The sequence below is a fragment of the Waltera acetigignens genome, assembly GCF_025567015.1.
In the GTDB taxonomy this organism is placed as follows: domain Bacteria; phylum Bacillota; class Clostridia; order Lachnospirales; family Lachnospiraceae; genus Acetatifactor; species Acetatifactor acetigignens.
In genome coordinates this window covers 27,734-49,202 of sequence record NZ_JAOQJO010000001.1, presented here as the reverse complement: position 1 = coordinate 49,202, position 21,469 = coordinate 27,734, and the positions used below count along the sequence as shown (strand labels likewise).

The 21,469-nt window shown below is 52.0% G+C and carries 35 protein-coding genes; 1 reads left to right on the top strand and 34 read right to left on the bottom strand.

Annotation, left to right across the window (positions count from 1 at the left end):
- Position 1: 1 nt before the first annotated feature.
- From OCV96_RS00300 to OCV96_RS00160, 29 genes are all read right to left on the bottom strand, one after another.
- Complete coding sequence (locus OCV96_RS00300) at positions 2–472, bottom strand: DUF4259 domain-containing protein (RefSeq protein WP_119979909.1); 471 nt, start codon at positions 470–472, stop codon at positions 2–4.
- 42 nt (positions 473–514) lie between these two features.
- Positions 515–2,152 carry a hypothetical protein gene (locus OCV96_RS00295; RefSeq protein WP_003524814.1) on the bottom strand — a complete coding sequence of 546 codons (1,638 nt, stop codon included), beginning with the start codon at positions 2,150–2,152 and terminating at the stop codon, positions 515–517.
- A gap of 9 nt (positions 2,153–2,161) precedes the next feature.
- On the bottom strand, positions 2,162–2,524 hold the full coding sequence (locus OCV96_RS00290; protein ID WP_257332803.1) for an SMI1/KNR4 family protein: 363 nt from the start codon (positions 2,522–2,524) through the stop codon (positions 2,162–2,164).
- Between the two features lie 109 nt (positions 2,525–2,633).
- Complete coding sequence (locus OCV96_RS00285; RefSeq protein WP_003524810.1) at positions 2,634–3,044, bottom strand: DUF6966 domain-containing protein; 411 nt, start codon at positions 3,042–3,044, stop codon at positions 2,634–2,636.
- Positions 3,044–3,358, bottom strand: coding sequence for a DUF6881 domain-containing protein (locus OCV96_RS00280; protein ID WP_138311824.1), 315 nt, complete (start codon positions 3,356–3,358; stop codon positions 3,044–3,046). The genes OCV96_RS00285 and OCV96_RS00280 overlap by 1 nt, the downstream gene beginning before the upstream one ends.
- A 10-nt stretch (positions 3,359–3,368) precedes the next feature.
- Complete coding sequence (locus tag OCV96_RS00275) at positions 3,369–3,632, bottom strand: hypothetical protein (RefSeq protein WP_003524806.1); 264 nt, start codon at positions 3,630–3,632, stop codon at positions 3,369–3,371.
- Entirely contained in the window at positions 3,629–4,018 is a 390-nt protein-coding gene (locus OCV96_RS00270; protein WP_262593210.1) for an immunity 51 family protein, read from the bottom strand. Before OCV96_RS00270 ends, OCV96_RS00275 begins: the two co-directional genes overlap by 4 nt.
- Before the next feature lie 61 nt (positions 4,019–4,079).
- Positions 4,080–4,325 carry a hypothetical protein gene (locus OCV96_RS00265; protein ID WP_003524798.1) on the bottom strand — a complete coding sequence of 82 codons (246 nt, stop codon included), beginning with the start codon at positions 4,323–4,325 and terminating at the stop codon, positions 4,080–4,082.
- A gap of 2 nt (positions 4,326–4,327) precedes the next feature.
- The gene (locus OCV96_RS00260) at positions 4,328–4,927 is read right to left on the bottom strand and encodes a zinc ribbon domain-containing protein (RefSeq protein ID WP_154042047.1); all 600 of its coding nucleotides are present in this window, start codon (positions 4,925–4,927) and stop codon (positions 4,328–4,330) included.
- Entirely contained in the window at positions 4,924–5,181 is a 258-nt protein-coding gene (locus OCV96_RS00255) for a hypothetical protein (protein WP_154042048.1), read from the bottom strand. The genes OCV96_RS00260 and OCV96_RS00255 overlap by 4 nt, the downstream gene beginning before the upstream one ends.
- Before the next feature lie 8 nt (positions 5,182–5,189).
- Positions 5,190–6,149, bottom strand: a complete 960-nt coding sequence (locus tag OCV96_RS00250) for an NTF2 fold immunity protein (RefSeq protein ID WP_006877304.1) — start codon at positions 6,147–6,149, stop codon at positions 5,190–5,192.
- Between the two features lie 11 nt (positions 6,150–6,160).
- Entirely contained in the window at positions 6,161–7,108 is a 948-nt protein-coding gene (locus OCV96_RS00245; protein WP_006877303.1) for a DUF4241 domain-containing protein, read from the bottom strand.
- Positions 7,109–7,113: 5 nt separating this feature from the next.
- The gene (locus OCV96_RS00240; RefSeq protein ID WP_006877302.1) at positions 7,114–7,440 is read right to left on the bottom strand and encodes a DUF5713 family protein; all 327 of its coding nucleotides are present in this window, start codon (positions 7,438–7,440) and stop codon (positions 7,114–7,116) included.
- 16 nt (positions 7,441–7,456) lie between these two features.
- A complete protein-coding gene (locus tag OCV96_RS00235; RefSeq protein WP_006877301.1) occupies positions 7,457–8,002 on the bottom strand; it encodes a hypothetical protein in 546 nt (181 codons plus the stop codon).
- Positions 8,003–8,018: 16 nt separating this feature from the next.
- Entirely contained in the window at positions 8,019–9,023 is a 1,005-nt protein-coding gene (locus OCV96_RS00230; RefSeq protein WP_154042049.1) for a DKNYY domain-containing protein, read from the bottom strand.
- A 4-nt stretch (positions 9,024–9,027) separates the two neighbouring features.
- Complete coding sequence (locus tag OCV96_RS00225; protein WP_154042050.1) at positions 9,028–9,867, bottom strand: YwqG family protein; 840 nt, start codon at positions 9,865–9,867, stop codon at positions 9,028–9,030.
- 24 nt (positions 9,868–9,891) lie between these two features.
- Positions 9,892–10,446, bottom strand: a complete 555-nt coding sequence (locus OCV96_RS00220) for an SUKH-3 domain-containing protein (RefSeq protein ID WP_154042051.1) — start codon at positions 10,444–10,446, stop codon at positions 9,892–9,894.
- An 11-nt stretch (positions 10,447–10,457) separates the two neighbouring features.
- Positions 10,458–10,961, bottom strand: coding sequence for a DUF2004 domain-containing protein (locus OCV96_RS00215; protein ID WP_158358436.1), 504 nt, complete (start codon positions 10,959–10,961; stop codon positions 10,458–10,460).
- A 13-nt stretch (positions 10,962–10,974) separates the two neighbouring features.
- Positions 10,975–11,814, bottom strand: coding sequence for a DUF2262 domain-containing protein (locus OCV96_RS00210; protein WP_158358435.1), 840 nt, complete (start codon positions 11,812–11,814; stop codon positions 10,975–10,977).
- A gap of 14 nt (positions 11,815–11,828) precedes the next feature.
- The gene (locus OCV96_RS00205; RefSeq protein WP_154042052.1) at positions 11,829–12,419 is read right to left on the bottom strand and encodes a hypothetical protein; all 591 of its coding nucleotides are present in this window, start codon (positions 12,417–12,419) and stop codon (positions 11,829–11,831) included.
- Positions 12,420–12,430: 11 nt separating this feature from the next.
- Positions 12,431–13,510 carry an ankyrin repeat domain-containing protein gene (locus OCV96_RS00200; protein WP_154042053.1) on the bottom strand — a complete coding sequence of 360 codons (1,080 nt, stop codon included), beginning with the start codon at positions 13,508–13,510 and terminating at the stop codon, positions 12,431–12,433.
- Positions 13,511–13,517: 7 nt separating this feature from the next.
- A complete protein-coding gene (locus tag OCV96_RS00195) occupies positions 13,518–13,859 on the bottom strand; it encodes a hypothetical protein (RefSeq protein WP_154042054.1) in 342 nt (113 codons plus the stop codon).
- 14 nt (positions 13,860–13,873) lie between these two features.
- Positions 13,874–14,461 carry a hypothetical protein gene (locus OCV96_RS00190; RefSeq protein ID WP_154042055.1) on the bottom strand — a complete coding sequence of 196 codons (588 nt, stop codon included), beginning with the start codon at positions 14,459–14,461 and terminating at the stop codon, positions 13,874–13,876.
- On the bottom strand, positions 14,452–14,847 hold the full coding sequence (locus OCV96_RS00185; RefSeq protein WP_154042056.1) for a hypothetical protein: 396 nt from the start codon (positions 14,845–14,847) through the stop codon (positions 14,452–14,454). Before OCV96_RS00185 ends, OCV96_RS00190 begins: the two co-directional genes overlap by 10 nt.
- Entirely contained in the window at positions 14,844–15,056 is a 213-nt protein-coding gene (locus tag OCV96_RS00180; RefSeq protein ID WP_069432244.1) for a hypothetical protein, read from the bottom strand. Before OCV96_RS00180 ends, OCV96_RS00185 begins: the two co-directional genes overlap by 4 nt.
- Positions 15,057–15,069: 13 nt before the next feature.
- Complete coding sequence (locus OCV96_RS00175; RefSeq protein WP_154042057.1) at positions 15,070–15,303, bottom strand: cytochrome D ubiquinol oxidase subunit II; 234 nt, start codon at positions 15,301–15,303, stop codon at positions 15,070–15,072.
- Between the two features lie 12 nt (positions 15,304–15,315).
- The gene (locus OCV96_RS00170; RefSeq protein ID WP_154042058.1) at positions 15,316–16,698 is read right to left on the bottom strand and encodes a DUF6138 family protein; all 1,383 of its coding nucleotides are present in this window, start codon (positions 16,696–16,698) and stop codon (positions 15,316–15,318) included.
- Between the two features lie 15 nt (positions 16,699–16,713).
- On the bottom strand, positions 16,714–16,884 hold the full coding sequence (locus OCV96_RS00165; RefSeq protein ID WP_007037462.1) for a hypothetical protein: 171 nt from the start codon (positions 16,882–16,884) through the stop codon (positions 16,714–16,716).
- Positions 16,885–16,991: 107 nt separating this feature from the next.
- Positions 16,992–17,534: an SLOG family protein gene (locus OCV96_RS00160; protein WP_057571444.1), complete on the bottom strand. Its 543-nt coding sequence runs from the start codon at positions 17,532–17,534 to the stop codon at positions 16,992–16,994.
- A 157-nt stretch (positions 17,535–17,691) separates the two neighbouring features.
- Between OCV96_RS00160 and OCV96_RS00155 the strand changes: the two genes are divergently transcribed.
- Positions 17,692–18,006 (top strand): helix-turn-helix domain-containing protein, encoded by a 315-nt coding sequence (locus OCV96_RS00155; RefSeq protein WP_002576937.1) that lies wholly within the window; start codon positions 17,692–17,694, stop codon positions 18,004–18,006.
- Between the two features lie 189 nt (positions 18,007–18,195).
- On the opposite strand, the gene OCV96_RS00150 is transcribed toward OCV96_RS00155, so the two are convergent.
- From OCV96_RS00150 to OCV96_RS00130, 5 genes are all read right to left on the bottom strand, one after another.
- The gene (locus OCV96_RS00150; protein ID WP_262593209.1) at positions 18,196–19,608 is read right to left on the bottom strand and encodes a relaxase/mobilization nuclease domain-containing protein; all 1,413 of its coding nucleotides are present in this window, start codon (positions 19,606–19,608) and stop codon (positions 18,196–18,198) included.
- 138 nt (positions 19,609–19,746) lie between these two features.
- Positions 19,747–20,046, bottom strand: a complete 300-nt coding sequence (locus tag OCV96_RS00145) for a CD1845 family protein (protein ID WP_154042061.1) — start codon at positions 20,044–20,046, stop codon at positions 19,747–19,749.
- The gene (locus OCV96_RS00140) at positions 20,043–20,345 is read right to left on the bottom strand and encodes a hypothetical protein (protein ID WP_154042062.1); all 303 of its coding nucleotides are present in this window, start codon (positions 20,343–20,345) and stop codon (positions 20,043–20,045) included. Before OCV96_RS00140 ends, OCV96_RS00145 begins: the two co-directional genes overlap by 4 nt.
- A 152-nt stretch (positions 20,346–20,497) precedes the next feature.
- Entirely contained in the window at positions 20,498–20,836 is a 339-nt protein-coding gene (locus OCV96_RS00135) for a plasmid mobilization protein (RefSeq protein WP_154042064.1), read from the bottom strand.
- 2 nt (positions 20,837–20,838) lie between these two features.
- The coding region (locus tag OCV96_RS00130) for a DUF3849 domain-containing protein (protein ID WP_262593207.1) at positions 20,839–21,469 on the bottom strand (631 nt) is incomplete at its 5' end.

The window sequence follows — 21,469 nt, the reverse complement described above, 5'->3', positions numbered from 1 at the left end:
GTCACGCCTCCTGTTCTGAATCCAGTCGATCAATGAGCTGATTCAAGTGTTCCAACCACGCAGGAGCGATCTCACCGCTGTCCTCGTTCTTCCAAAGATCCACAATCTCACGGATGCCGTCCTCGTCCGGCACCTCATTTTTGATGTCGGTGAGCTGCCGCAGCAGGAAAGCAAGGGCTTCTTTGGATGCTGTGAAACCGGTGACTTTATCCCATATAGCTTCTTCATGATCGTAGTCCAGTTTGCTGTTATCCTTCCATTGGAAATACAGCTCTGCCAGAGCCATCGCAGTATTGTCAAAGAGGAAGTCGATTTGTGAGAAGTCAGATCCCAGCATGACTTCCTCTTTCATCAGTTCGATCATCTCGCCCAGATCCATTACCGGATGCTCCGGTACATATTCATTTTTGAGGATGTCCAGTACATCCAGCCCTTCGTCACGCTCTAATGCTTTTATGCCCCATGCTCCCATGTCGGCACCTCTCTTTCTTTATTTTGTATCAAGCTTCTATTGTCAATCATAGTTCTCCAGCCGAATGATAGGCCGATAAAAGTCATAATCTCCGTTTAGTTCATTGTCCTCCTGCACTTCCGGCTTACAGTGGGGCGAACAGGGTAGGAAACCGAGAAATGGGCCCAGCCCACCGCAGATATTGCATCCGCCGTCACCGCCGCAGGTGGTAAGTCTATCAGCCTGCACCACTTCCCGCATATAGGGATCATAGGCGATGGACAGGCCGAAGAAGTTGGGTTCCTCCATGTCATAGGGCCGGTTCTCATCCTCATCCATGTCCTCAAACCAGTGCAGACGCATGGAGTAGTCTAACCCATCTCCCCATGGAAACAGGGTCCGACACCCACCGCCACACAGGTAGGCCCACTCGTCCGCCGTGGGCAGGGAGAAGCCCTGTTTTTGCAGCATGGCAAGAAGCGCATCGTAGTCTGTGCGGTTATAGATACAGATCTGAAAGCCCTTTTCCGTCCGCTCAATGCGGGCCGACTGATGCAAGGTAAGACTGCTGCTGTCACTCCAGGCAAAATCACGGAATTCCTTCAGCCAGTCAGGGTGGGCAGTCAGCCTGGGATCGTCCATCTTGACCGGCTCCCAGCAGAGTTCCTCCAGCTCCCGGCCCACCAACATGGGTCCAATGGCCGCCTGCCGAACAGGAGCCATGCTTTCCCGAATCATCTCCTCCGGGTCCCGCTCCATTTCCCATTCTCGGAACAGATACTCCAATTCCTCCCGGCTCTCCTGATTCAGTCCCACGGCAAACTGCTCCCAGCCCAGGGTGACGGTATCGCCGGGGACAAAGACGAACTCCCGACCATCTTTCTCGAAGATGCCGGTGGTGCAACTCTGGCCCCAGCGGTCAAAAGTATGTAGACCGAGAAAGGTCATATCATAACGATCAGCCAAGCTTTCCATCAGCGTTTGCTTCTCGGTTGTATCCATTTGATTGAATTGGGGACGGGACAGTTTTTCGTTCATGGCAAGTCCTCCTTCGATTCGTTTTGCGTGTTCCAGCAGATAGCTCCGACCATCCTGCTTGGCCCGTTCCAAGTATTGTGGAAGCAGGTCGGAATGGATGGCGTCCAGTGAGACCAGAACGGCGATCCGCTGGTATTCCGGAAGTTCAGGAGAGTAACAGTTGCGCTCCCAGAACAGCGGAGCGAACTGCTCCACACAGTCAGGACGCAGAGCGGGCATCGCCAAAAGTGCCCGCCGGCTTACATATTCATTGGGGTCCTTTGCGAAGTCCAGGATCATGTCTTTGACTTCCTGGCTGCACGGACATTCTGACAGATATGCGGCAAACTGCCACTTGGCCTCACTCTCATTGGAGGCTGCGGCCCTGCGGCAGAGGCGCTCGAACCATTGGGGATGGGAAGTGGTCTCCTGTATAAACCCCTCCGCTTCGTTGTCCCTGGCGATCAGATAGACCATCTCATCCAGTAGGACGCTGTCTGCTGTTTCTGCATCCATTTGGGTCAACACATGGCAAAAGGCATCAAATATATCATTCCACGCAGGGTAATCGACCTCCCATGCACCGCCGATCTCCTCGGTGGTTTTTCCGGGATAAGTGATTTCCTGCCACTGATGAAATTTTCCTACCTGCTCCAGCAGGCACTCCCTGATGTCCTTTGCCATACGCTTACCTCACAATTCTCTGCATAGTTTTCCCAGTTCCAATGCCTGTTCCACAAGATCCAGGAGCAGGCTGGAAAAATTCTCGGCAATCTCCTCCAGATCGGCATAGTCACAGTTATAGCCCCGGACTCTGCCGCTCTCCAAGTCGATAAATACGATACTCCCGTCACCCAATCCTCCGATTGGAAAGGCGGAACCGTGGTCATATTCGCTCATGTAATCCTCATAAGCCTCTTGAAAAATCGGGTAGGCTTCTTCCAACTCTTTCAGTGTGAAGATCCACGGCTCCGCCAAATAGCAGCCGCCGAAGTTCAAAAGTAGCCAGCGGTACTCTGCGGGGATGGGAGTATACCTGCTTTCAAATCGTTTCACAGCATCCTCCGGTTCTGGGCAGGTACCCTTTGTGAAGGGGCTTACTTTATAAGCAGTTTGAATTTTACTGCGGTTTTTTTCCAAATTCATGTCATGCATTGTATTTCCCTCACAGAGCATCCAGGTTTTCCTGTAAATCGCCCTGCATCAAGTGCTGGGCAATGGCTTGGTTCAGTGGCTTATGGGGGTGATAGGCTGCCTGCTCTACATCGTGCAGGCACTCCTCCATCAGTGCCTCCGGAGAAATGCCTTCCCGTTTGCCATAAAGATGGCCGAAGGCATAGCACACGGACTTGAGAAAGCCGAAAATATAGTCATGATTTCCACGCATACTGGGCAGGTCATTGAACGAGCCCATGCCGCCGTATGCCCGAAGATGGTGGGCAACCTCACGGCGCTGGGTCCAGTCCTGAATATCCCTCTCCAGCCAGTCGATCCAGTTTTGAAATTCTGGATGGTCTGCCAGAAGGATGGAGCGCAGACAGGTCAGAGCTTCGGTATAAATATCTGTCTGTTTCATCAGAACCCTCCTGATTCTTTTAACGCTCCATCATAGGTGTGGCTTTCCCAGATGGCCTCAAATTCCGCTTTCTCTATGACGCAGGCGTGGAATTCCTCGCCCCAGACATGAGCGTTCAGTTCATCTACGGTGGGGATCGGCGTGATCTCGATAGCGTCTTCGTAAAGGTCAGGTATGTTGTGGGTGTGACCGTCCATAAAGATGTCAATGGAGCGGAGAGCCAGCCGCTCATTTCCTGTATCCACTTCATAGAGGATCACCGACGGTTCTCCCTCCGGTGCGCCCTCCCAAAAGAGTTTGATGTACTCGATCATTCCATTTCCCTCATTTGAACCAATGCCACCCCGTCATGGTGCCGGTTACTTCATCTATCTGTACCGCAATATCATAATTGCCGCGACAGCCCAGCAAAGCTGTAGGATGGTCGTTTTCCAGAATCAAATCATAAAACTCAACCGCTATGTCTTGGAATTCCTTCGGAATCTCCAGTGCAGAGAAGAAATCCACTGATTGAGCATTTTGGAAAAATTCAATGGCCGTTTTACTGCATTTTACTATAATCCCTGTTTGAGTGGTCAACTCTTTCATGCTTTCGCAACCTCGCTCATGTTCAGATACATCCCCATCGTTTTTTCATTGTCACAGGCCGCCCGGATCATTTTGGACAGCAGCATCAGGTCATCGATGTATTGGGAGTACACGCAGAACACATCTTCGTCGGAGTCGAAGTGAAACAGATCCACGCCGCTGTTGTTTTCCTCGAACTCCTGGATCACGCCCCGGACAAGCCGCTCCCAATCCTCGCTGCTGCCGATCAGTCCCAGCCGTCGGAATTCCTCTGTCCGGAATCCGTCACTGATTTTCAGCAGAAGGGAGATCGCATAGGGGTGGTGGGGAATGAGAAAGAATGGCGCGATCTGCTCCGGCTTCGCCCAAATTTTGAAGGGCGGGCGCGGGTCTGGTATCCAGGGCAAGATTTCCCATTCGTCCTCCGGTCGGTTTCCGTATTGGCAAAGGTCTTTCATAGTGTTCTCCTCATTCGATGTCGTTTCGTTCTTCTTTTACATCCAGTGGAGCACCGTCCAGAGATGTGATCTGTGCCAGCTCTGTTTCCGTCAGATTTTTCAGGAAAATGCAATATTCGTCCGGGTGGCCTCCCACAAATTCCATTTTAGGCATCCCGATCTGCTCCGGGTCGGTAATCCACAGGCAAGGTTCTCCTGTTGCCCAAAACCGAGTCAGGGTAAGAATTTGGCCGTTGAAAATAACTTCCTGTTCCATCCTCATTCCTCCTGCATTTGCCTCAGCAGCTTCACGATCCGCTCCCGGTTCTTTGCGGTTTTCATGAAGGTGGGGAGATGGTCAGCCTGGGTCATTTTCGCTCTTCCCAGCGGCTTTTCCCGCAGGTCGGCGCTGAGATAGCCGATCAAATAGGCAAGATGTTCCCGGTTGAGTGCCCAGACCGACTTACCCTGGAAGGAGGTCAAAAACCATAGTTCCAACCTGAAATAAGGTTCTCGTCCATCCCTGATTTCGCCAATATATGAAAACGCCTCCGCTGTTTTATGAACTTCTCCTGACATGGTTGTTCCACAATAGGGACAGGCCACATGGAGAACGGAAAACTGCTGCTTTGCCTCATCTTCAATATCCACCCGATAGTATCTGCCGCAGTTTTTGCACTGGTTATGGACATCATAGCGGTAGATCGTCCGGTCGCGGGTCTCCTGATGGCCGCAACTCAAACAGCGGAAATAGACGTTATCCTCATCCGCTGTCACCACACCCGCGCCGTGGCACTTGGGGCATTTCACCTGAATGCCGGAGGTCAGGGCGTTGTATGCACTGTATGTAAAGTAGGGTTTATCGACAATTCGGCTCATGCGCCCACACGCTCCTCTCTTCCGTCTTTCTCTAAATAAAATCCCCACACGCAGTTGGAGAACTCTCCGGCGGCAAAGCGGTGGATCTGTCCGTCAATCTCTACCTGCCAGACCTCGAAGGTATGGTCTTGGTGATAGATCGGGTCTTTGACTTTTACTCGCTTGCCGGTGGTTTGCCAGTTGTAGTCAAAGATGTTCACACCGAACAATTTGCATTGACCGTCCGGGCCAAAGGTTTCATATTCCCAAGCCATGTGATGCCTCACACTTCCGTGCGCTGCCAGCCGTTCAGCCGCTCCTGCACCGCATCAATCTTCCAGCCTTCGCCCACACGCTTCATAAGAAAGCGGCGGTCAAAGCCGGTGTTTTTCTCCCTGGTGTAGATGTAGAGCTTGTTTTTGGTGATCTGCTCTGCGTCAAGGAATTCTTCCCCGTTGTAGGTGCCCTGGGCGCTGTATGAGAGGCCCAGAGGTCGATAGCCCGGACGGGGCTTTTCGCTCACATATTTCTCCCAGATCGTCAGCAGACGGGGCACTGCCTCAGCACCTTCAAACCCGGCCTGCTCCATGTACTGCTCCCACTGCGTCATCTCGGCAAAGAAAGCGGACAGCACCCTGCGGCATTCCGCCGCCGCCTGCTCATCCAGCTGGACGGGCTTTTTGGCCTTTTCCCGCTGGAGCTGGAAGAAGTGTTCCATCTGCTCCTGGGTGAATTGCACATGGGCCACTGGCTCGATACGGTTGTTGCCAGCGATGGCCAGCAGGCCCTCATAGGTAACGGCGGTATGGTCGATCTGGATGTGGGAGAGCTTGGAGATGGAGGCCGCCTGGAGCAGACCGGCATCATCCAGCCCGGTACGGTTGAGCGTCAGAAGGTCCAGCTTGCAGCCTTGCAGAGCGGACAGACTGCTGCCGTGGATGGCGGCGTTACCGTCCAGCAGCAGATAACGCAGCTTGGGCATAGCGGAAAAAACGGGGAAACAGGCGTCAGTGAGCGCACCGTCCTCCACGCCGAAGTTGGCCATGCTTTTATGTCCGGCAAAAGGGGCAAGCAGTTCATCCGTCACCGGATAGCTTTTCACATGGAAGCCCACCAGGGTGTAACCGGCCAGCTGCTCCATGATCTCTACGGTCAGTTCCGGGACTTCAAACTGCTTTTCTCCGTCTAAGGTCAGGACACCGCTCTCCCAGTTCACTGTCCGCGCCCGTTTTGGTAATTCCATAGCGCGCCTCCTTATTCCTGCTCTTTGTAACTGGCTTCAATGTCGATGAAGCGCACATACACGGCGCAGACTTCGCCCTTTGCGTCATAGCCGAAGTAGACGGGATAGTAACCGTCACCCCAGCCAGAGGCAAAGATGGGCAGATTGCAGTCCGTGTCCGGCACCGTCCAGTTGAGCCAGTCGCCGCAGTCTCCCTGATATTTGGGGTGGGCTTTGGCGTTTTCCTCCAGGAGATCGCAGAACAGGTCGTTGTAGGGGTCGATGTCCGGGTCCTCCTCCAGCCGCTTGGCCCAGTAGGTCTTGAAGGCCGCCTGGGTCTGGATGTCCGCAACACAGCCCATTCCAGCGTCTACGCCAAAGCCAAAATACTCGTCCTCGCCCAATTCCTCGTCCAGATCCTCGTTGCCCACCATGCCCAGCTCATAGCGGACAGGCTTTTCCTGAGAAACCTCCACCTTGACGCAGGCATAGCGGTCGCCGTATTGTTCGCTGGGCACCACACAGATCTTTACGGGGTAAGTCCCGGCGGGGATGGTCTGCATAAACGGCAGAGTGTCCTCCAGCTCCACCAGCGGATCGCAGGCGAAGATCTGCCCGGTGGGGAAATGGACGGCACCGATGTCCAGTACATCCACCGCCATGTTCCCAATCACTTTCTCTGTGAAATGGGCCTCCAAGTCATCTTTACAGGTCAGTTTGTTCTTGATTGCTTCGTATTTGTTCAGCCATTCAGTTGTAGGCATATCAGTTTCCTCCTGTTGATTTTGTTTCTTGATGTACACACTCTTTGAGCCATCCCAATAGCAGTTCACACACCGGCCATCCTGAAAATGATGGTCACAATTCGGGTAGCCATAAAGAATATGGGCACATTCCGGGCACAGCCCCATCATCTGTGAGGAGCCTTTGAAAAACAGGCTGCCGCACTCATCACAAACGGCCAGTTCTTTTTCTGTCATAGGGCTCACCAGTCCCGTTCCCGGATAGCCTCCTCGGTGTCGATGGGGATGTTGAACCACTCCAGAATGTAGGCCACAGTTGCCGCAATGCATTCCCGTGCCACCGTTTCGATCTCGCTGTCGTTCTCGTCAAACTCCTCCTGGAGATCATTGATGCCGCAGACCGCCTCGTCCAGCGTTTCCTGTACCACTTCGGGGTCGGTTTCGCCGTTCTCCAGCAGGTCGATGACCTTCTGAAGCTCGTCCTTGACCTTGTCCACCAGAGAAGCAGGATAGTAATCGTCCTGATACATCTCGTCCAGCAGTTTATAATTGGGGTCAAATGCTTTCATCGTGATTGCTCCTTTCTCATTCAAACATCAAACCGTATGATTCGGTCAGGCTTCCGTCGTCCTCGTGGAATATACACTGATACACAGGCTCACGCTGGGTTGCTTTGCGGAACCGCTCCAGAACCGGAGCCAGCGGCTCACCGGTAGGGATGCCGAGCGCATCAGACACCCGCCGCAAGCTGTCCATATCCATATCTTCCAAGTTACAGTTGCGATGTCTCTGCCCATACTCCTCCAATGTCTTGGAATCCACATACTGCTTTGCGTCACAGCAGTCGTGCCAGCAGATACAATTCACAAGCAGGGAAAAGAGATCGTCCATGCTCTCGGCCAGACGGCCTGCCTCCCCTTCGCTGCTGTAATATCCAATGGAGCCATCTTCCAGCAGATGGTATTCTCCGCCGGAGCCATCTCTGGCAAAAGCCATGCCGGGCAGTGTGAAGGTTGCTCGGCCGTCCGCCTCATCCCGCGGGGATAACTCATCCAGCAGGAAGAAGTCAAACAGCGAATCAAATTCATCCGCCAAATCAGGGTTTTCATGCAATATCTTCAAATAGTCCATAGCCGTTTTCCTCCGTTTACGGTTCTTGGGTCATTTTGCGCAGCTGTTCCAGCCACAGCGTTTCTTCCATTATCTCATCATTTTGGTAAAAATGGTCTTTGTCGCGGGCCAGATGATCGACAAGTGGAGCCGCGTCCACAGGAGTGCAAACTGTAAAACTGTCCCGATCCGCGCCCTTGATCTCTCGGTTGAGGTAGTACACCCGCTTGGCATCGCGGGAATACCAGTGCCCAAGCAGTTCCCAGGAAGTCAGCTCTGCTTTGGAAAGCTGCTTGCCGTAGGCATAGATCCGCTTCTCATCTCTGGCAAAATAGGTATCGCCCAACGAGCGGAAAGAGGAAACTTCCGCACCCTTGATGATCTTCACCTTGCCGTCCCCGTTGTGGAAGTAGACCTGCCGGCCGTCCTTTGCATATCCCTGGGGCGCACCCGAATCGTTCTGGCCGTTGTCTAATACCTGGAAGGCTGCCAGCTCTACATCTGGGATTCTTCCGCTGGTGGTGTAGACGGCTGTTTTGTCCATGGCGTAGGCATAGTTTAACACCCGAAACGATGCCGGGTCTGCTCCACGAAGGCGAATCCCGCCGAGAAAGCAGGCCGCAGAGGACTTACCCCAGTAATGCCAGCAGCAGAAGTCTTTGGGCGCAACACCTTTGAGCAGACCGTTTTCATATAGGCCGGAGAAATAGACCGCTCCATCCCGAAGGAAAAATTCGTTGTCCACCGGCTCTGTGTTGGCGATTGGTTGCAGCGTTTCTTCGTGCTCGGCTGTGACGCTCAACTCGATCTCATTGTCGCTGTAAATTAAGTAGAGTCCATGAGGAGCCTTTCTATCGAAATGCAGTTCAATGTCATGGTATTTGAGGATCAAAGGTTTCCCGCCGCTCCTCATGGTGGAAACGGCATCGGGCTTGCCAAAGATTTCTATGACCTCATCCTGTGACATTCCGAATTTCAGCGGTGAAATGTCCCGCGGATTCTGCAATATTTGACTGCGCCAAATCGGAAAGTCCTGTTTCATAGTTTTAATAGCACTGGAGGATCAGCCAGATCCGGTCGAAGCGGCGGGCTGCCAGATCCTCTTTGGTAATGTAGAAATAGATGTGCCCGCAGTCTCCGAACATCAGCTCAAAGTCGCCAAGCTCCACGGTATCCAGCTGGAACAGCAGCATCCATCGGTCTCTGGCCGTTTCTTCCGCCTGCTGACGGACCTCCTTTGGAATCTTAACCCAACCATTGCCCAGATAGTAGCCCTGGGTCACCAAATCACATTCGGCAAACATACTGTTCTGGATCACATCGGGCCAGCCCAGCAGCTGGGAGCGGTTCTCCGGGGTTTCGTCGGTCAGCTCGTTCCATACAAGATCAAAGGCATCGTAGTCTTTCTCATCGGGGAACATCTCGCTGAAATCCTGCCAGGAAGGATAGGAGTATTTTGAGTCCATCTTGATTTTGACCATAGGAAACTTGAAATCTTCCTCCATATCCGCAGGAAAGTTTGCTGCGGACAGCGCCGAAAGATCCTCAAACCAATAGACGCGGGCGCAACCCTTATCCTTGGGGTCATAGCCCCAGCACTGGGTATCCGTTTCATAGAAGAAGGACAGCAGACCGTGATCGGGCAGAAGATGCTCTTTGTCAAACTGGGCCAGCTCCTCACAGTTGAACTGGGCCAGGAAAGTGAGAGGACGATCTTTTACCACATGGTCATAGCTCTCGCCCTCATAAGTAGGCCAAACGAAGTCCGGGGGCACATCCGGCTTTCCGCCGAAGCGGGTAGCGCCCAGCTTGTATGTTTCTTTTCTGGCAATTTTCAGCTGAATGCTGTTTCTGCCCAACGACTCCAGTTTTTCTTTCATGTTCATAATCAGTTCCTCCTTGTTGCTTCGTCATATCTTTCCGTCCAGTGCCTCAACCGTTTTCATGGCAGCGGAATCAAATTTGCACTGCCGCAACTCCCGTTCAATCAGGGCAAACACATCTGGAAAGCACTCAATCTCATCCTGATACTCATATTTCGCATATAGTTTCCCGTACTCGGAGATCCAAACCTCCGCCGGGTAGTAGTAGCCGATATGACCGATGGGCTGGCACTTCTGACCGGCAGCCTGTTCGATCTCCGCCAGCTCACAGCCGGACATATCCCGGAAATAGGCGTCCTCCAAATGGTTTTTGATCCCATTGACCAGGTAAGGGAACAAAGCAAACTCAAAGTCAGCCGCCCAGTTCAGCTTTTTCTGCGCCAGGTACCACTCACAGCACAGGCCGAAATACTTGCGGTAAAACCGCTGGGTGGTCTTCATCATCGGGACGCCATGATTGGCGTAATACTTCTCCGCAATGGAAATATCCACACTGCGGCCTTCGTACCACCCAGCGTACTCCATCAGCTGCTTGACCTTGCTGCCCAGATCGCCGGAAATGGGGATGCGTTCTTTCGTCATAGAGTACCACCTCAGCTTTCATCAGTAATACAAAAAATCTCCTTGTTCAAGTCAAAGTAGATCACCATCAGCTCGTCGGTGATCTCCGGGTTGAAGGACAGATCCATAATGAAAACTTGTTGATCCATCTTGTAATCCACCAGGCTGCCAAAGCGATCAAGCCGCAAAAAGTCTACCATCTCGGCAAAGGACAGCTTGGCCGGGTCGGTTCCCGGAAAAAGTTCCGCCGCAATATCCGGGTCTACATCGTCCCGGTAGAACTCCATGAAAAATGTCACAACGCTATGGTAGCGGCTGTCCTCGTCCGCCAGTGCCGCTTTGATGGCGGCTTTGGCCTTCTCCGCCAATTTCTCCGCTTCATCCAGCATTTCTCCCACCGCATCCATAGCGGCAGGATTAGCCGTCAGTTCTTCCTCTACATCGAAAAGAAAGGGCAGTCCCGATTCCTCGGGAAAGTTGAAGATTTCCTCGCCGGGGGTATATGTAAAATCAATGCGTTTACAGTTCAGTTTCATAATGTTATCCTCCTTACCCCTCAATATTGGCAGTTTTGAGGCCCTTTTTCAAGGAGCCGTAGACCGTCACCGCATGGTCAGTGAACATCTCGTCGCAGTCAAACCAGGCGGTGAAGCTGCCGCCGGAGGTGACGGACAGGCTCGTCATGCTGATCCGCCGGGCCAGTTCTTCCTCTGTGATGGGGTCTGTTTCCGGATCGCGGGGGTTTTCCTCATCCTGGGAAAGCCAGTTGTTAGCCAGCTCGGTCAGGTTCTTTGCCGCAAGCTCCCGCATGGCTTTGTCCCAGGTTTCACAGTCGGCCAGCAGCTTCTTGGCGGCACTGCGGGCGCGGGTCCAGGAGGGCTTGCTTTCAGCATTGACCTCCAGAGAAAGGAGCACATCCTTTCCGCACCACTGGATCTCTCCCTCGAAGGTATCATAGTCCTTGTCCAGCTTCAGCTCACCCAGCACCTGGTCCTGGATCACCACCGGCTTGTGGTACTCGTCCAGAACGGCTTGAAGTTCCGGACAGTCCTCGTGGGCCTTGACCACCTGGGAGATACACCAGGGCCATGCCACCAGATCTTTTGCCCATTCCTCTTTCATCCGGCGGATCTTCAGGCGGCAGATCTGCTCGTTTTGAAAGCGTTCCCAGCCCTTTTCGCTGTTACGCTCCTCATCGGTGACCGGCCACTCCAGCCGCTCCTCTTTGGTACTGACCTTGCCGGTGTCACAGAACACGATACCCAGCGTCACAACGGTCATTTCCCAAAAGTTGCCTTTCCAGTTAAATCCGCCCCCAATGCAGCGGTTGATCAGAGCGACCACTTCCTGTTCCTCGGGCTCGTATATCTCATAGAATTCTTCAAACATCTGTGCAGCCTCCTTTACAGCAGTTCCAGCACTGCGGCAGCAGGCTGGGCAAACTCTGCCGGGACTTGCTTCAATACATCCTGGTAGGCTTTCACCGCCTGCCAGGAGTAGTAATAGAAGCTATAGAACAGGTCATCGGGGAAGACCTCGTCCTCCTCGTAGCGCATCTCATCTTCTTCCTCGTCGTATTCCTCCGACCACAGGTATTCTTCCTTCAGCAGATCGGAGAACAGCGGCAGCGGCTCGGCGTGTTCCATCTCATCTCCATCACGGAAGCACTGGAGGATGCAGGAGAAGAAGTCCAGCAGCTCCCCGGCCAGGAAATGGGCTGCGGGGTTCTGCCCGCTGTCTGCGAGGGCCTTCTCCAGAATTCGGCTCAGGAACACCATGCCAAAGGGGGTGGCGTGCCAAAGGGTACTCTGGTGCTCCATGTTGGTGGTGAGCTCGTAGAGGGACTCTTTGACGGACGCCAAATCACGCATCTGCTCCAGCACGGTCAGGTGTGCGGGAAAATCCGTCCCCCGGCCATAGGCGGTGGTGAGCCGGTGCCACGGGACATCCGTGACCTTGAGATGGGTGATGTAGGTTCTGTTTTCTTCTGTCATCGGTTTGCTCCTTATTCCTCAAACTCGCCCTCGATCATCCCGTTCAGATACCGACCGGGATCTGCGATGAAGTCATCCCATTTGGCCAGAGGGTGGAATTCCTCATGCTCGATGTCCAGATACCACAGCTTCTTGTCCCTGGGGCTCCACAGCAGCAGATAGTCGCTGTAGTTGTCCATCTGCACCATCAGGGAGAGCAGCTTCTTCCGTTTCCAGGTCATCTCCTGCACATCCATGAAGGAGTAGAGTTCCGCCCACTTCACCCATTCCTGATCCGGGAACTCCAGCCGTAGGGGGCCGGTCTTCAAGTATTCCACCAGCTTGGCAGGCAGCTTATAGGGCATGAGCTGCCGGGCCTTTTCCTGTTCGTTGTGCCAGTCCTCCGGTTCCAGGGCTTTTAAGTAGTCGGCCATCTCCTGATTCTTGTTCTGCACCGCCACACTGTAGGGACGGTCGCCGTATTTGTCAGCAATGGTGATGTCGGCTCCTTGCTCAATAAGCCAGCGCACCATGGGGAGATTTTTGTGTCGGACAGCTTCGGTGACAGCGGTGGAGGCGTTCGGAAACACCATGTCCGGCTTGTGGTAATTGATGTCTGCCCCTTTTTCCAGAAGCAACCGGGCAAGTTTGGTATTGCCCTCAGACACAGCGGCCCGAAATGCCTCGCCGCCAAACTTGTCCACTGTGATCCCGGCCTGTTCCAGCACCTGGATATTCTCCGCTCGCTGTCCCCAGCGCACTTCCTGGAAGGCCCGCTCTTTCTGCTTCGGGGAGAGTATTGCGGCCTGTCCCGCAAAGAGGGCCACCACCTCCGGCCCACAACAGCGGGCGGCGGTGAGCAGCAGGGGCTGTTCCTCTGCCAGACCGGGATCAGCTCCATGCTCCAACAGGAAATGGATCATGGGCACATCATTCCGAAAAACCGCGATCTCCAATGGCATCAGCTTGATGTATTCGCTGAGCTGGATGGGAACATCTAAATCCAGACCGCCTTGAAGCAGCGCCTCCAGCTTGGGAGTGTCATGGTCACAGATGGCAGCAGCCGGTTCCGGGAGGGTCTCCCAGCGGCCAATATATGCAATTTGGTACATAAGGCACCTACTTTCGTTGTTGTTTCACTTGATAGGGAACGGTTCGGCCCAGCACCCGGCCCTTGCCAACGGCATTGGCTCTCTCATAGATCAAAAATTCCGCATTGTTTTCCAGCGGGGCGTAGTCAATGGTATCTGGATAGAGAGGCTGGGCATTTCCAAAAGCCGGTGTATCAAATATACACTCGGTTCCGTCCAGAAAGCATACACCCAGATATTCCGTAGTTCCAATAACCATAAAATGGGGACAATACTTTCCACTGACCAGGCTGGGGGGCGTTTTTCGCTTGCCGCTCCAGAAGATGACCTCCACATGGAGCACCGCCCAGTTTTCATCTGTTCCGATCATGCCGCATTCTCCTCTTATCCCACAATGGTGGTTTCCTTGACGGTCAGATTGTCGTAATTCATGGCGATTAGCTTCCCGGCGGCCTGTGGGGTACACATAAACCAGGTGCTCATGCCCCAGGCATCCATCCTTGTAACCGTGAAGAAGTCGGTTTCGGTGGGAGTTGGATTTCTTGCGTCAAGATAGTGGTCGGAGTAGAGGTACACCAGATCTACCTCCCGCTCCGGCAGCCACTTGGCCCGGCGTGCACGGGGCTTTCCGTTTTTCAGCGTCTTTTCTCTGGGGTTCTCGAACCATTCCAGCTCCTTGAGTTTCAGGCCAGTGAAGGTATCCATCAGCCGCTGGGCAATCTCCCGGTGGGTAAATACTCCGCAGTCCCAGGAGCCCATCAGCCATGTCTTTATAAAATCGCCCACCTTGCTGCCAGGAGCAGGCGGCCCGTAGACGCTCTCATCCGCCCACATGACCTCTACCTTTTCACATTGATCTGGCCGAGGACAGGACTGCTTGTTGCCATAACGATACATGATATTTACATAGCCATAATCTTCTCCGGTTCGGTCATGACCGACGGCTTCCACTTTATAGGCAGTTATGGACATTGCAGTTTCACCTCCTGAGCCAATACAAATCCGCACAGCCCAAGGGAAGAATCAATGACAAATACCCGGATGTGCTCCCGATCCATGCGCTCCCGCAGTTCCTCGATGCCGCAACAGGCGGGAAAGCCGTAAGGGATGGTACCGTCCAGCAGGTCTTTATACTGTTCAAAAAAACCGTCCACGGTGATCTCGTCCATGCCAAAGAGGATGTTGTCCTGGATTACATTCTCAAACCAGTGGGCCAGCAGGCCGGTAAAGCGAACAGATACTTTCTCTCCGGCCTCGGTCTGGGTATCCATGTGCAGAGTATGGGCTTCAAAGTCAGCGCAGTAGCACAGGACTCTGTTGTCGTGCAGACCATCAAAAGAGCCAATCAGCGTACTCATAGGGATTCCTCCTCGTCCATGAGCTGCTCCTGCACCTCTTTGGGCAGGTCATTCCACAAAATATCGTATGTAAAATCCCGAATCTCCGGGTAACACTCCCGTGCGGTCTTTTCCGCAATATCTCTATTCAGGTAGTGCATCTCTTGGTGGAAAAACCAGTTGAGTTTTTCCATCAGCCGATAGAGTCGGATTTGTTCTTCTTGGGTCATGGGATTGCTCCTCCTATTTCAACTTCAGCACAAATCCCCAGATACTCACCACAATCAGGAGGACACCCAGCAGAAAGAAAACCACACGCCGGTATCCTCTGCTGTGTCGATGAGCATCCCGCGTACCAGTGGGGTCGCAGAGCCAGTTCCAGTTGCGGATCGCCCCAATTAAAATCACGGCCCCGATGAGCACCGAGGTAATGTACCAATGCTCTTGCAAAAATGCTGTGATCTGTTCGCTGTTCATTCTACTTCCTCCTCACGCAAATACCTGCTGGTATTTCTCTTTCAGTTCCTTCGGTGCTGTCTTGATGACCTTGCTACCACCATTTTCGGAATTCTTTCCCCAGATGGCCCAGAGCAGGCTCTGCCAAGCGATGGCCCGGAATTTCGGGTCCTTGTCCTCTTCCGGCAGGAGATAGGCGGAAAAGCGGCGCTTGACTGTCAGCAGCGCATCCAGGCTTTCCGCATTGGCAATCAGGCTGCGAAATTCCTTGGCAGGCTCCAACCACTGCATAGACAATGCGCCCCGCACCAATACCCCCAGCGTCCATGGTTGAAAACCAAACTTCCGGATCAAGGCATGAAGAAATTTTCCTTGCAGTGAGGAGTGCTCGTCGTCGCAGAAATCCAGATACTCCGTTACCAGCGGTGCCCATCGTTCTCCCTCCAGTCCCAGGGCGAACACAGCAAAGGTGCCGGGCATCGCGCAGAACTCATCAGCAAAGTTTTCATAGTACTCATACTCCCGCATGGCCAGACGAGCGTATCGCTCTATAGCCGGATGCAGATCGGGGTGCTGCACAGCGCAGGCAAAGAGCTGATTGACTCCCCTTTTAGGAAGTCCAGGAATGGGCAGATAGAGTTTTTCCTTTCCACAGAACTCCACCGAGTAACTGCGGGGAAATTCCTCCTGAGAAAGCACCGCACACAGGTAGTCCAAGATTTCCGCATAGCACTCTTCGGTGGCGGCCTTAGCCGTGATGCGGATGGTGGCAAACGCATCGTTGGCTGATGCGGTGAAATGCTCCGTCTTACGGCGCTGGATGTCCTTTGGCAATTTGCCGCTGCCGGCTGTTTTCAGTTGCTTCACCATATCTGGGCGAAGCTGGGAGACCAGGCCGAGGATGTGCTCGGTGGTGAGGGATTCAAAACTCTGCCCGTACACCGTATGGCAGACCGCCACATAGCAGGCAAAGCGCAGCAGGCCTTCATCCACATCCTCCGGACGCAATTCCGGCCACACGGTGCAGGGTGGAAAGACGGTAAAGCCATCATCCCGCTCTCCCACAAGGAAGAACCGCTCCTGCACCTGCTTTTCTATGTATTTCTCCAATGTATAGCGGATCTCCTGCCAGCCCACCAACCGCCGCAGGGCATCGCAGAATATAACAGCTTCCTCATAGGGAAATCCCTTCAAAGGCAGTTTGGACAGATACCGATCCAACAGCTGGCTGGGAAGAAAGGGTGTCCCGTTGTGATTTCGCACCACGGTCGGGTAGGCGGAGTGATTTTCACGAGCGGTTCCGTTCAGCACATCCTGAATGCAGAGATCCGCCTCCACCAGCACCTCCGGGGAAGTGTCCGGCTTGTGGATCAGATAGTAGCGGTCATGTACGCCATCACGCTTTGGCAAACTCATGTTCTCATACTCCTTTCAGGCAATAAAAAAGCCCCACGCCGCACTGTCATAAAGACAGGCTGACGCAGGACATGAAGAAGCCGCGTTGAAGGAGCCGCATCCACCAGCAGATGTAGTTTCTTCAACAACCAAAATATTTTTTTCGTATCTTAAAGCAGCAAATTGCTGTTCAATATATTTGTTCATAGCGGCACCATTTGTTCTGAGCATAGTTTTATATTTTATTATATCACAGCACTCCTTCAATGAAAATATTTTGTTGGAAATGCCAATGAAAAATTTTTGTGAATTTGTTAAGTCGTAGGGGTTGTTATTTCCATAGTATCTGGATGGATCAGAGTGATTACTTTTCCCTGATGCAAGGCATAATTGACTGTCTGTGCTGTGCCTGAGCGCAGCTTTTTCTGATTATCAAACACACCGATGATGTACTCTGCATGATCGACCATATAATAATTTCTTTTTTTATAACTGGAAACATCCGCAGAATGTGAAATAACAATCGAATCGTTTGCGTTTTGGATCAGCTTTTTCAATCTATGTCTACTCTGATCCGGCCATTTAGAGTCATAGCCGATGAAGGGAATTACAACGATAATTTTAATATCCTCGTATCCTGTTTGTGCTCTCAATGTTAGCAGCTGTTCTCCAGCCCACATATCCACACCAAGAGCACCGCCGACAAAAAAAGTACGGACAAATTTCTCGTCATGGAGTATGCGAAACTGCTCCAGGAGACATTCTTTCAGCTTTTGGCATAGAGGATCTTCCTCATTATATCCAAAGCAAAATCTTGTTGGTCTGTGGCCGGTAATGGCACAGGCATACTGATTCATACAAATCACCCTTGATAACTGCCTTGATTACGCATATAAAGCAAAAATAACGTAAATAATAATGCGTATAAAGGTTATATTACAAAATTATAACACAACACATACGAAGTATCAAGAATTGCTTTCTGCTATGCTAAAAGAGCAGAGAGGTGAGCGTATGGACGAAGAATTTATCCGCAATCGAATCACAGAATTACGATTGAAAAAAGGCGTTTCAGAATATCAGATGAGCATGGAGTTAGGGCAGAACAGAAGCTATATTCAGGCGATTTCTTCCGGGCGTTCTATGCCGTCTATGAAGCAGTTTCTCAACATCTGTGAGTATTTTGAAATCACGCCGCTTCAATTTTTTGATGCACAGGAGAATAACCCTCAGCTTATCAAGAAGGCTTTGGACGGAATGAGAAAGATGTCAGATGACGATCTGATTATGCTGATTGGTTTTATAAGTCGCTTAAACACAGAAAACTAACGATAGGAGGCAGTAAGCGTCCCGTCGTTAGTTTTTTCATTTTATGCGCAGCATATTGTGGCAAGCAATGCTTGTGGCTATCCATTTCGCCACAAACTGCTTGTTGAGGGCAGTGCCCCCAAGCCCCTTTGAACACAGAATTTCATTCTGTGGCTGCGCGTTCTGCGAACGCTTTTGACCAGGACCAGCTTACCGCTGGCCGTGGTCTTTTTCTTTTTCAACATCCTGTTCTACCTCCATTTTCAACACTCGATCCACATTGGCCTTTGCCGTTAAAAGCTCCCGCATTTCCTCACGGGAACGTCGGTACTCGGCATAGGTCTTTTTCTTTTCTTCCAGCAATTTCGCGTACTCCGTCTGCAACTCTTTGACCTTGGGCAGCTTCTTGACTCCCATCTCATCAAAGGCATTCTTAGCAGCCTGGTGGAGCAGAATTTCTTCCTCATGTTCCTCCCAGAATTTCTTAGAGTAGCCCGCCTTGCGGTATGCCACATAGACCTCACGGGTCTTGGCATAATTTACGATGTGAGTACGCAGAACAGCAATCTCTGCCATGCGCTTTTCAGCCGCTTTGATCTGCGCCGAAAGCTCATTGTGATGTGCCGTGGCAGCCGCAGCCTTTTCTTCCAAAACCGCATACTCCAGCAGGTTATGCTCTGACAAGTAATTCATGGTCTGTGCCATTTGTTTCAGATTGAAAACCTTGGCCCATCGAGCATAACCAGCACCTTTTCCTGCCTGCAATTTTGCCTGAATGTCCACCAGCAGATTGACCTTCGGCGGCTCTGCCTGTGTGACTGTTTTCTTTCGTGGGATATGCGCTTTCTTCCCGGAGAGAACTGCCTGCAAATCTTCCAATCCATATCCTTCGCCCAGGCTGTCCATGCGGGCGGCTTTCTCCCAACCGGGGAGCTTCAGGCGATACGATTTTCCGCGCTTTGATACTTCACAGTCGGACTCTTTCAGTAGCTTCAGCAGTTCCTCAAAATTAGCAGGGCTTTGTGATAATGCGTTGTCAATCGCCACACGAAGCAGCTCTCGGTGAGATGGCTTTGCCTGATCGCCCAGCCATTTGTTATAGCTCTTTCCATGAGGGTTCGGATTCTCTACAATGGACAGTCCATTCTCAATGCAGATGGTGTCACTTATCCGACGAACCGCCTTGGTGCTGCCCCAAAAGTTTCGGAACTTCCGGTCATATTCTAAGCTGACCGATGACCAGATAATGTGATTATGAATGTGAGACTTGTCTATGTGAGTACAGACCACAAAAGCATGATTGCCCTTGGTAAAACGCTTGGCAAATTCTACGCCCAGCAGGTTGGCTTCTTCCGGAGTGATCTCTCCGGGGCGGAAAGACTGGCGCACATGATAGGCAATCACATCGTCCGCACCTCGCACTCGTCCGGTCGCGGCAAGGTACTGTCGCTTTGCCAGAAGGAACTCTGCATCCGCAGTCCGACTGTCACACGCATAGCCGGTAATGAGCCTGCCGTTATCTGTTTTCTTTGGATTGGCCACATAGTCGATGATGTCACTGATCGCCCGACTTTCTGTGCGGCCCTTGCCGACATGAAGCGGCATGATTCTTGTGGTTGCCATAGGTCAGACCTCCTTTCCGAAAAGAAAACGGCCTGTCGTAGCAGACCGCGTTCTTTTAACCTTTTTGACTTCCGAAAATATTGCAGTTTCACTTCCGATTTTGTAAAGACAGGATGTTAAATCTGACATCCTGTTTCTTTATCCATACACCTTATCCTGGATCGCAAATTTCAAACTCTGCACCTTGCCCAGCAGCCAGATTGCAGCCAGCGGCAGTCCCATAGGGCTAATCAAAAATGCCGTAACCAAAAGGATTACACCATTCTGTGGGGAGTAGGCAATCAGCACAGCCACGCCAAGCAGAGCAATTACAGTGCTGAGCAGGCCAAGCACCAGACCGGATATGTAGATCAGCCCCGTGCAGAGCCAGACAAAAAGCGTCAGTACCAAAATGACCGGTGCAGTTACGATCATCAGCAGGCATTTCAAAATCTTCATTCCAGTTCCTCCTTCCAGCGATCCAGATGCCGTTTGCACAGGGCATCCGCTTCTCTCTCATCATCTTCCGTCACTTCCCGTTTGCCTTTGGTCAGTTCAATCTCCAGATAAGTCCGGTAATCATCGGCTAAGAGGTCGAACAGTTCCTTGGGAGTATGGCACACCTCGCCGGTGCAATAGTGAAAGTCTTGGCCAAACTCAACCCTTACACATCCGTGACGGCTGATATAAACTTCGGTGGTCTCGTCTGCGTCCAGGTAGTCCGCAAAAATCCCCAGCACTTTTTCAAAGGTCAGCATCTGTTTTCCACTCCTTTGCTACACTTTTTATTCTACTCATATTATCCGGTACGGACAGGCAAAAGACAAGGATACCGGCAAAAAGAAAAAGCGGAGGGAGGTGCGGCGAAGAAACGCCGTTCCTCCCTCCGCAAACGGAGTATTTATCCCTGTTATGAAAGTTTAGAAAGCTGGGTAAGGATTTCCCTCACACCCTCCCATAACTGTTCCTGCTGCTGGGATATATCCTCCAAGTCAGTATCATAAACCCGCCCCGTCTCATGCACTTTGCGGGTCAGCTGATTCAAGTTGTTACTGCTTCGGCGCATTAGGGAGACCAGCTCCTTCAGCTCCGGCAGTTCCAGCTTGACCACATACCCATCCAGTGCCATTTTTCTTAGATAGGCTTCACGGTTTGAGGTTCCAAACTGAGACATTTTTTGCTCAATTACAGCAAGCTCCTCCGATGAAACTCTAAAGTTTAATTGCATATCCCTCTTACGCTTTGCCATAGTTATCTCTCCGGTTCCTGTTTCTTTGGGGCGGCAGGCTTATGGGGAGGCAGCTCCTGCTTGAGCTTTTGCAGGACAGAGCCTTTTTCTTTCTCCTGAACGATCTTTCGAGCCTGTCTTGTAAACAGGTCTACAAGTCCCGGATTGACTCGATCCACTACCAGATCTGCACATTGTTGGGAAGAAGCACTATCCTCCGGCATAGGAATGGTCTTTGCCCATGCTTTGTTGTCACGGGAGATCCGCCCATCTGCATCCTTATGCTGAATGGTATTGGCGAGAATAAAGTTCATTCGCTCCGGTCCGAATTTCTCCATGACCTCCTGCACCGCAGAAGAGGTATCCAGTCGGTTGTCTCCGTAGTGGGTGCTGATTGCCTGCTCAATGGCAACTTTACAGGAAAAATTCGCCTGGTCAGACATCCAATATGCGTCTGTTTCTCCATGCTTAGTCGCGTATGAAGCAGAATGAAGATAAACTACCATAGGATTAAGTTCTTCTGGTTCTCTGCATACCTCATTGGCTCGGCTTTCAATGCTGTCCCGGATCACATCCATATAGCCGGTCTCCAGCTTTTCAAAATAGCGGTACACATCCGCCAGCGGCGAGGGAGATTCCAAAAGCGCCTTGGCC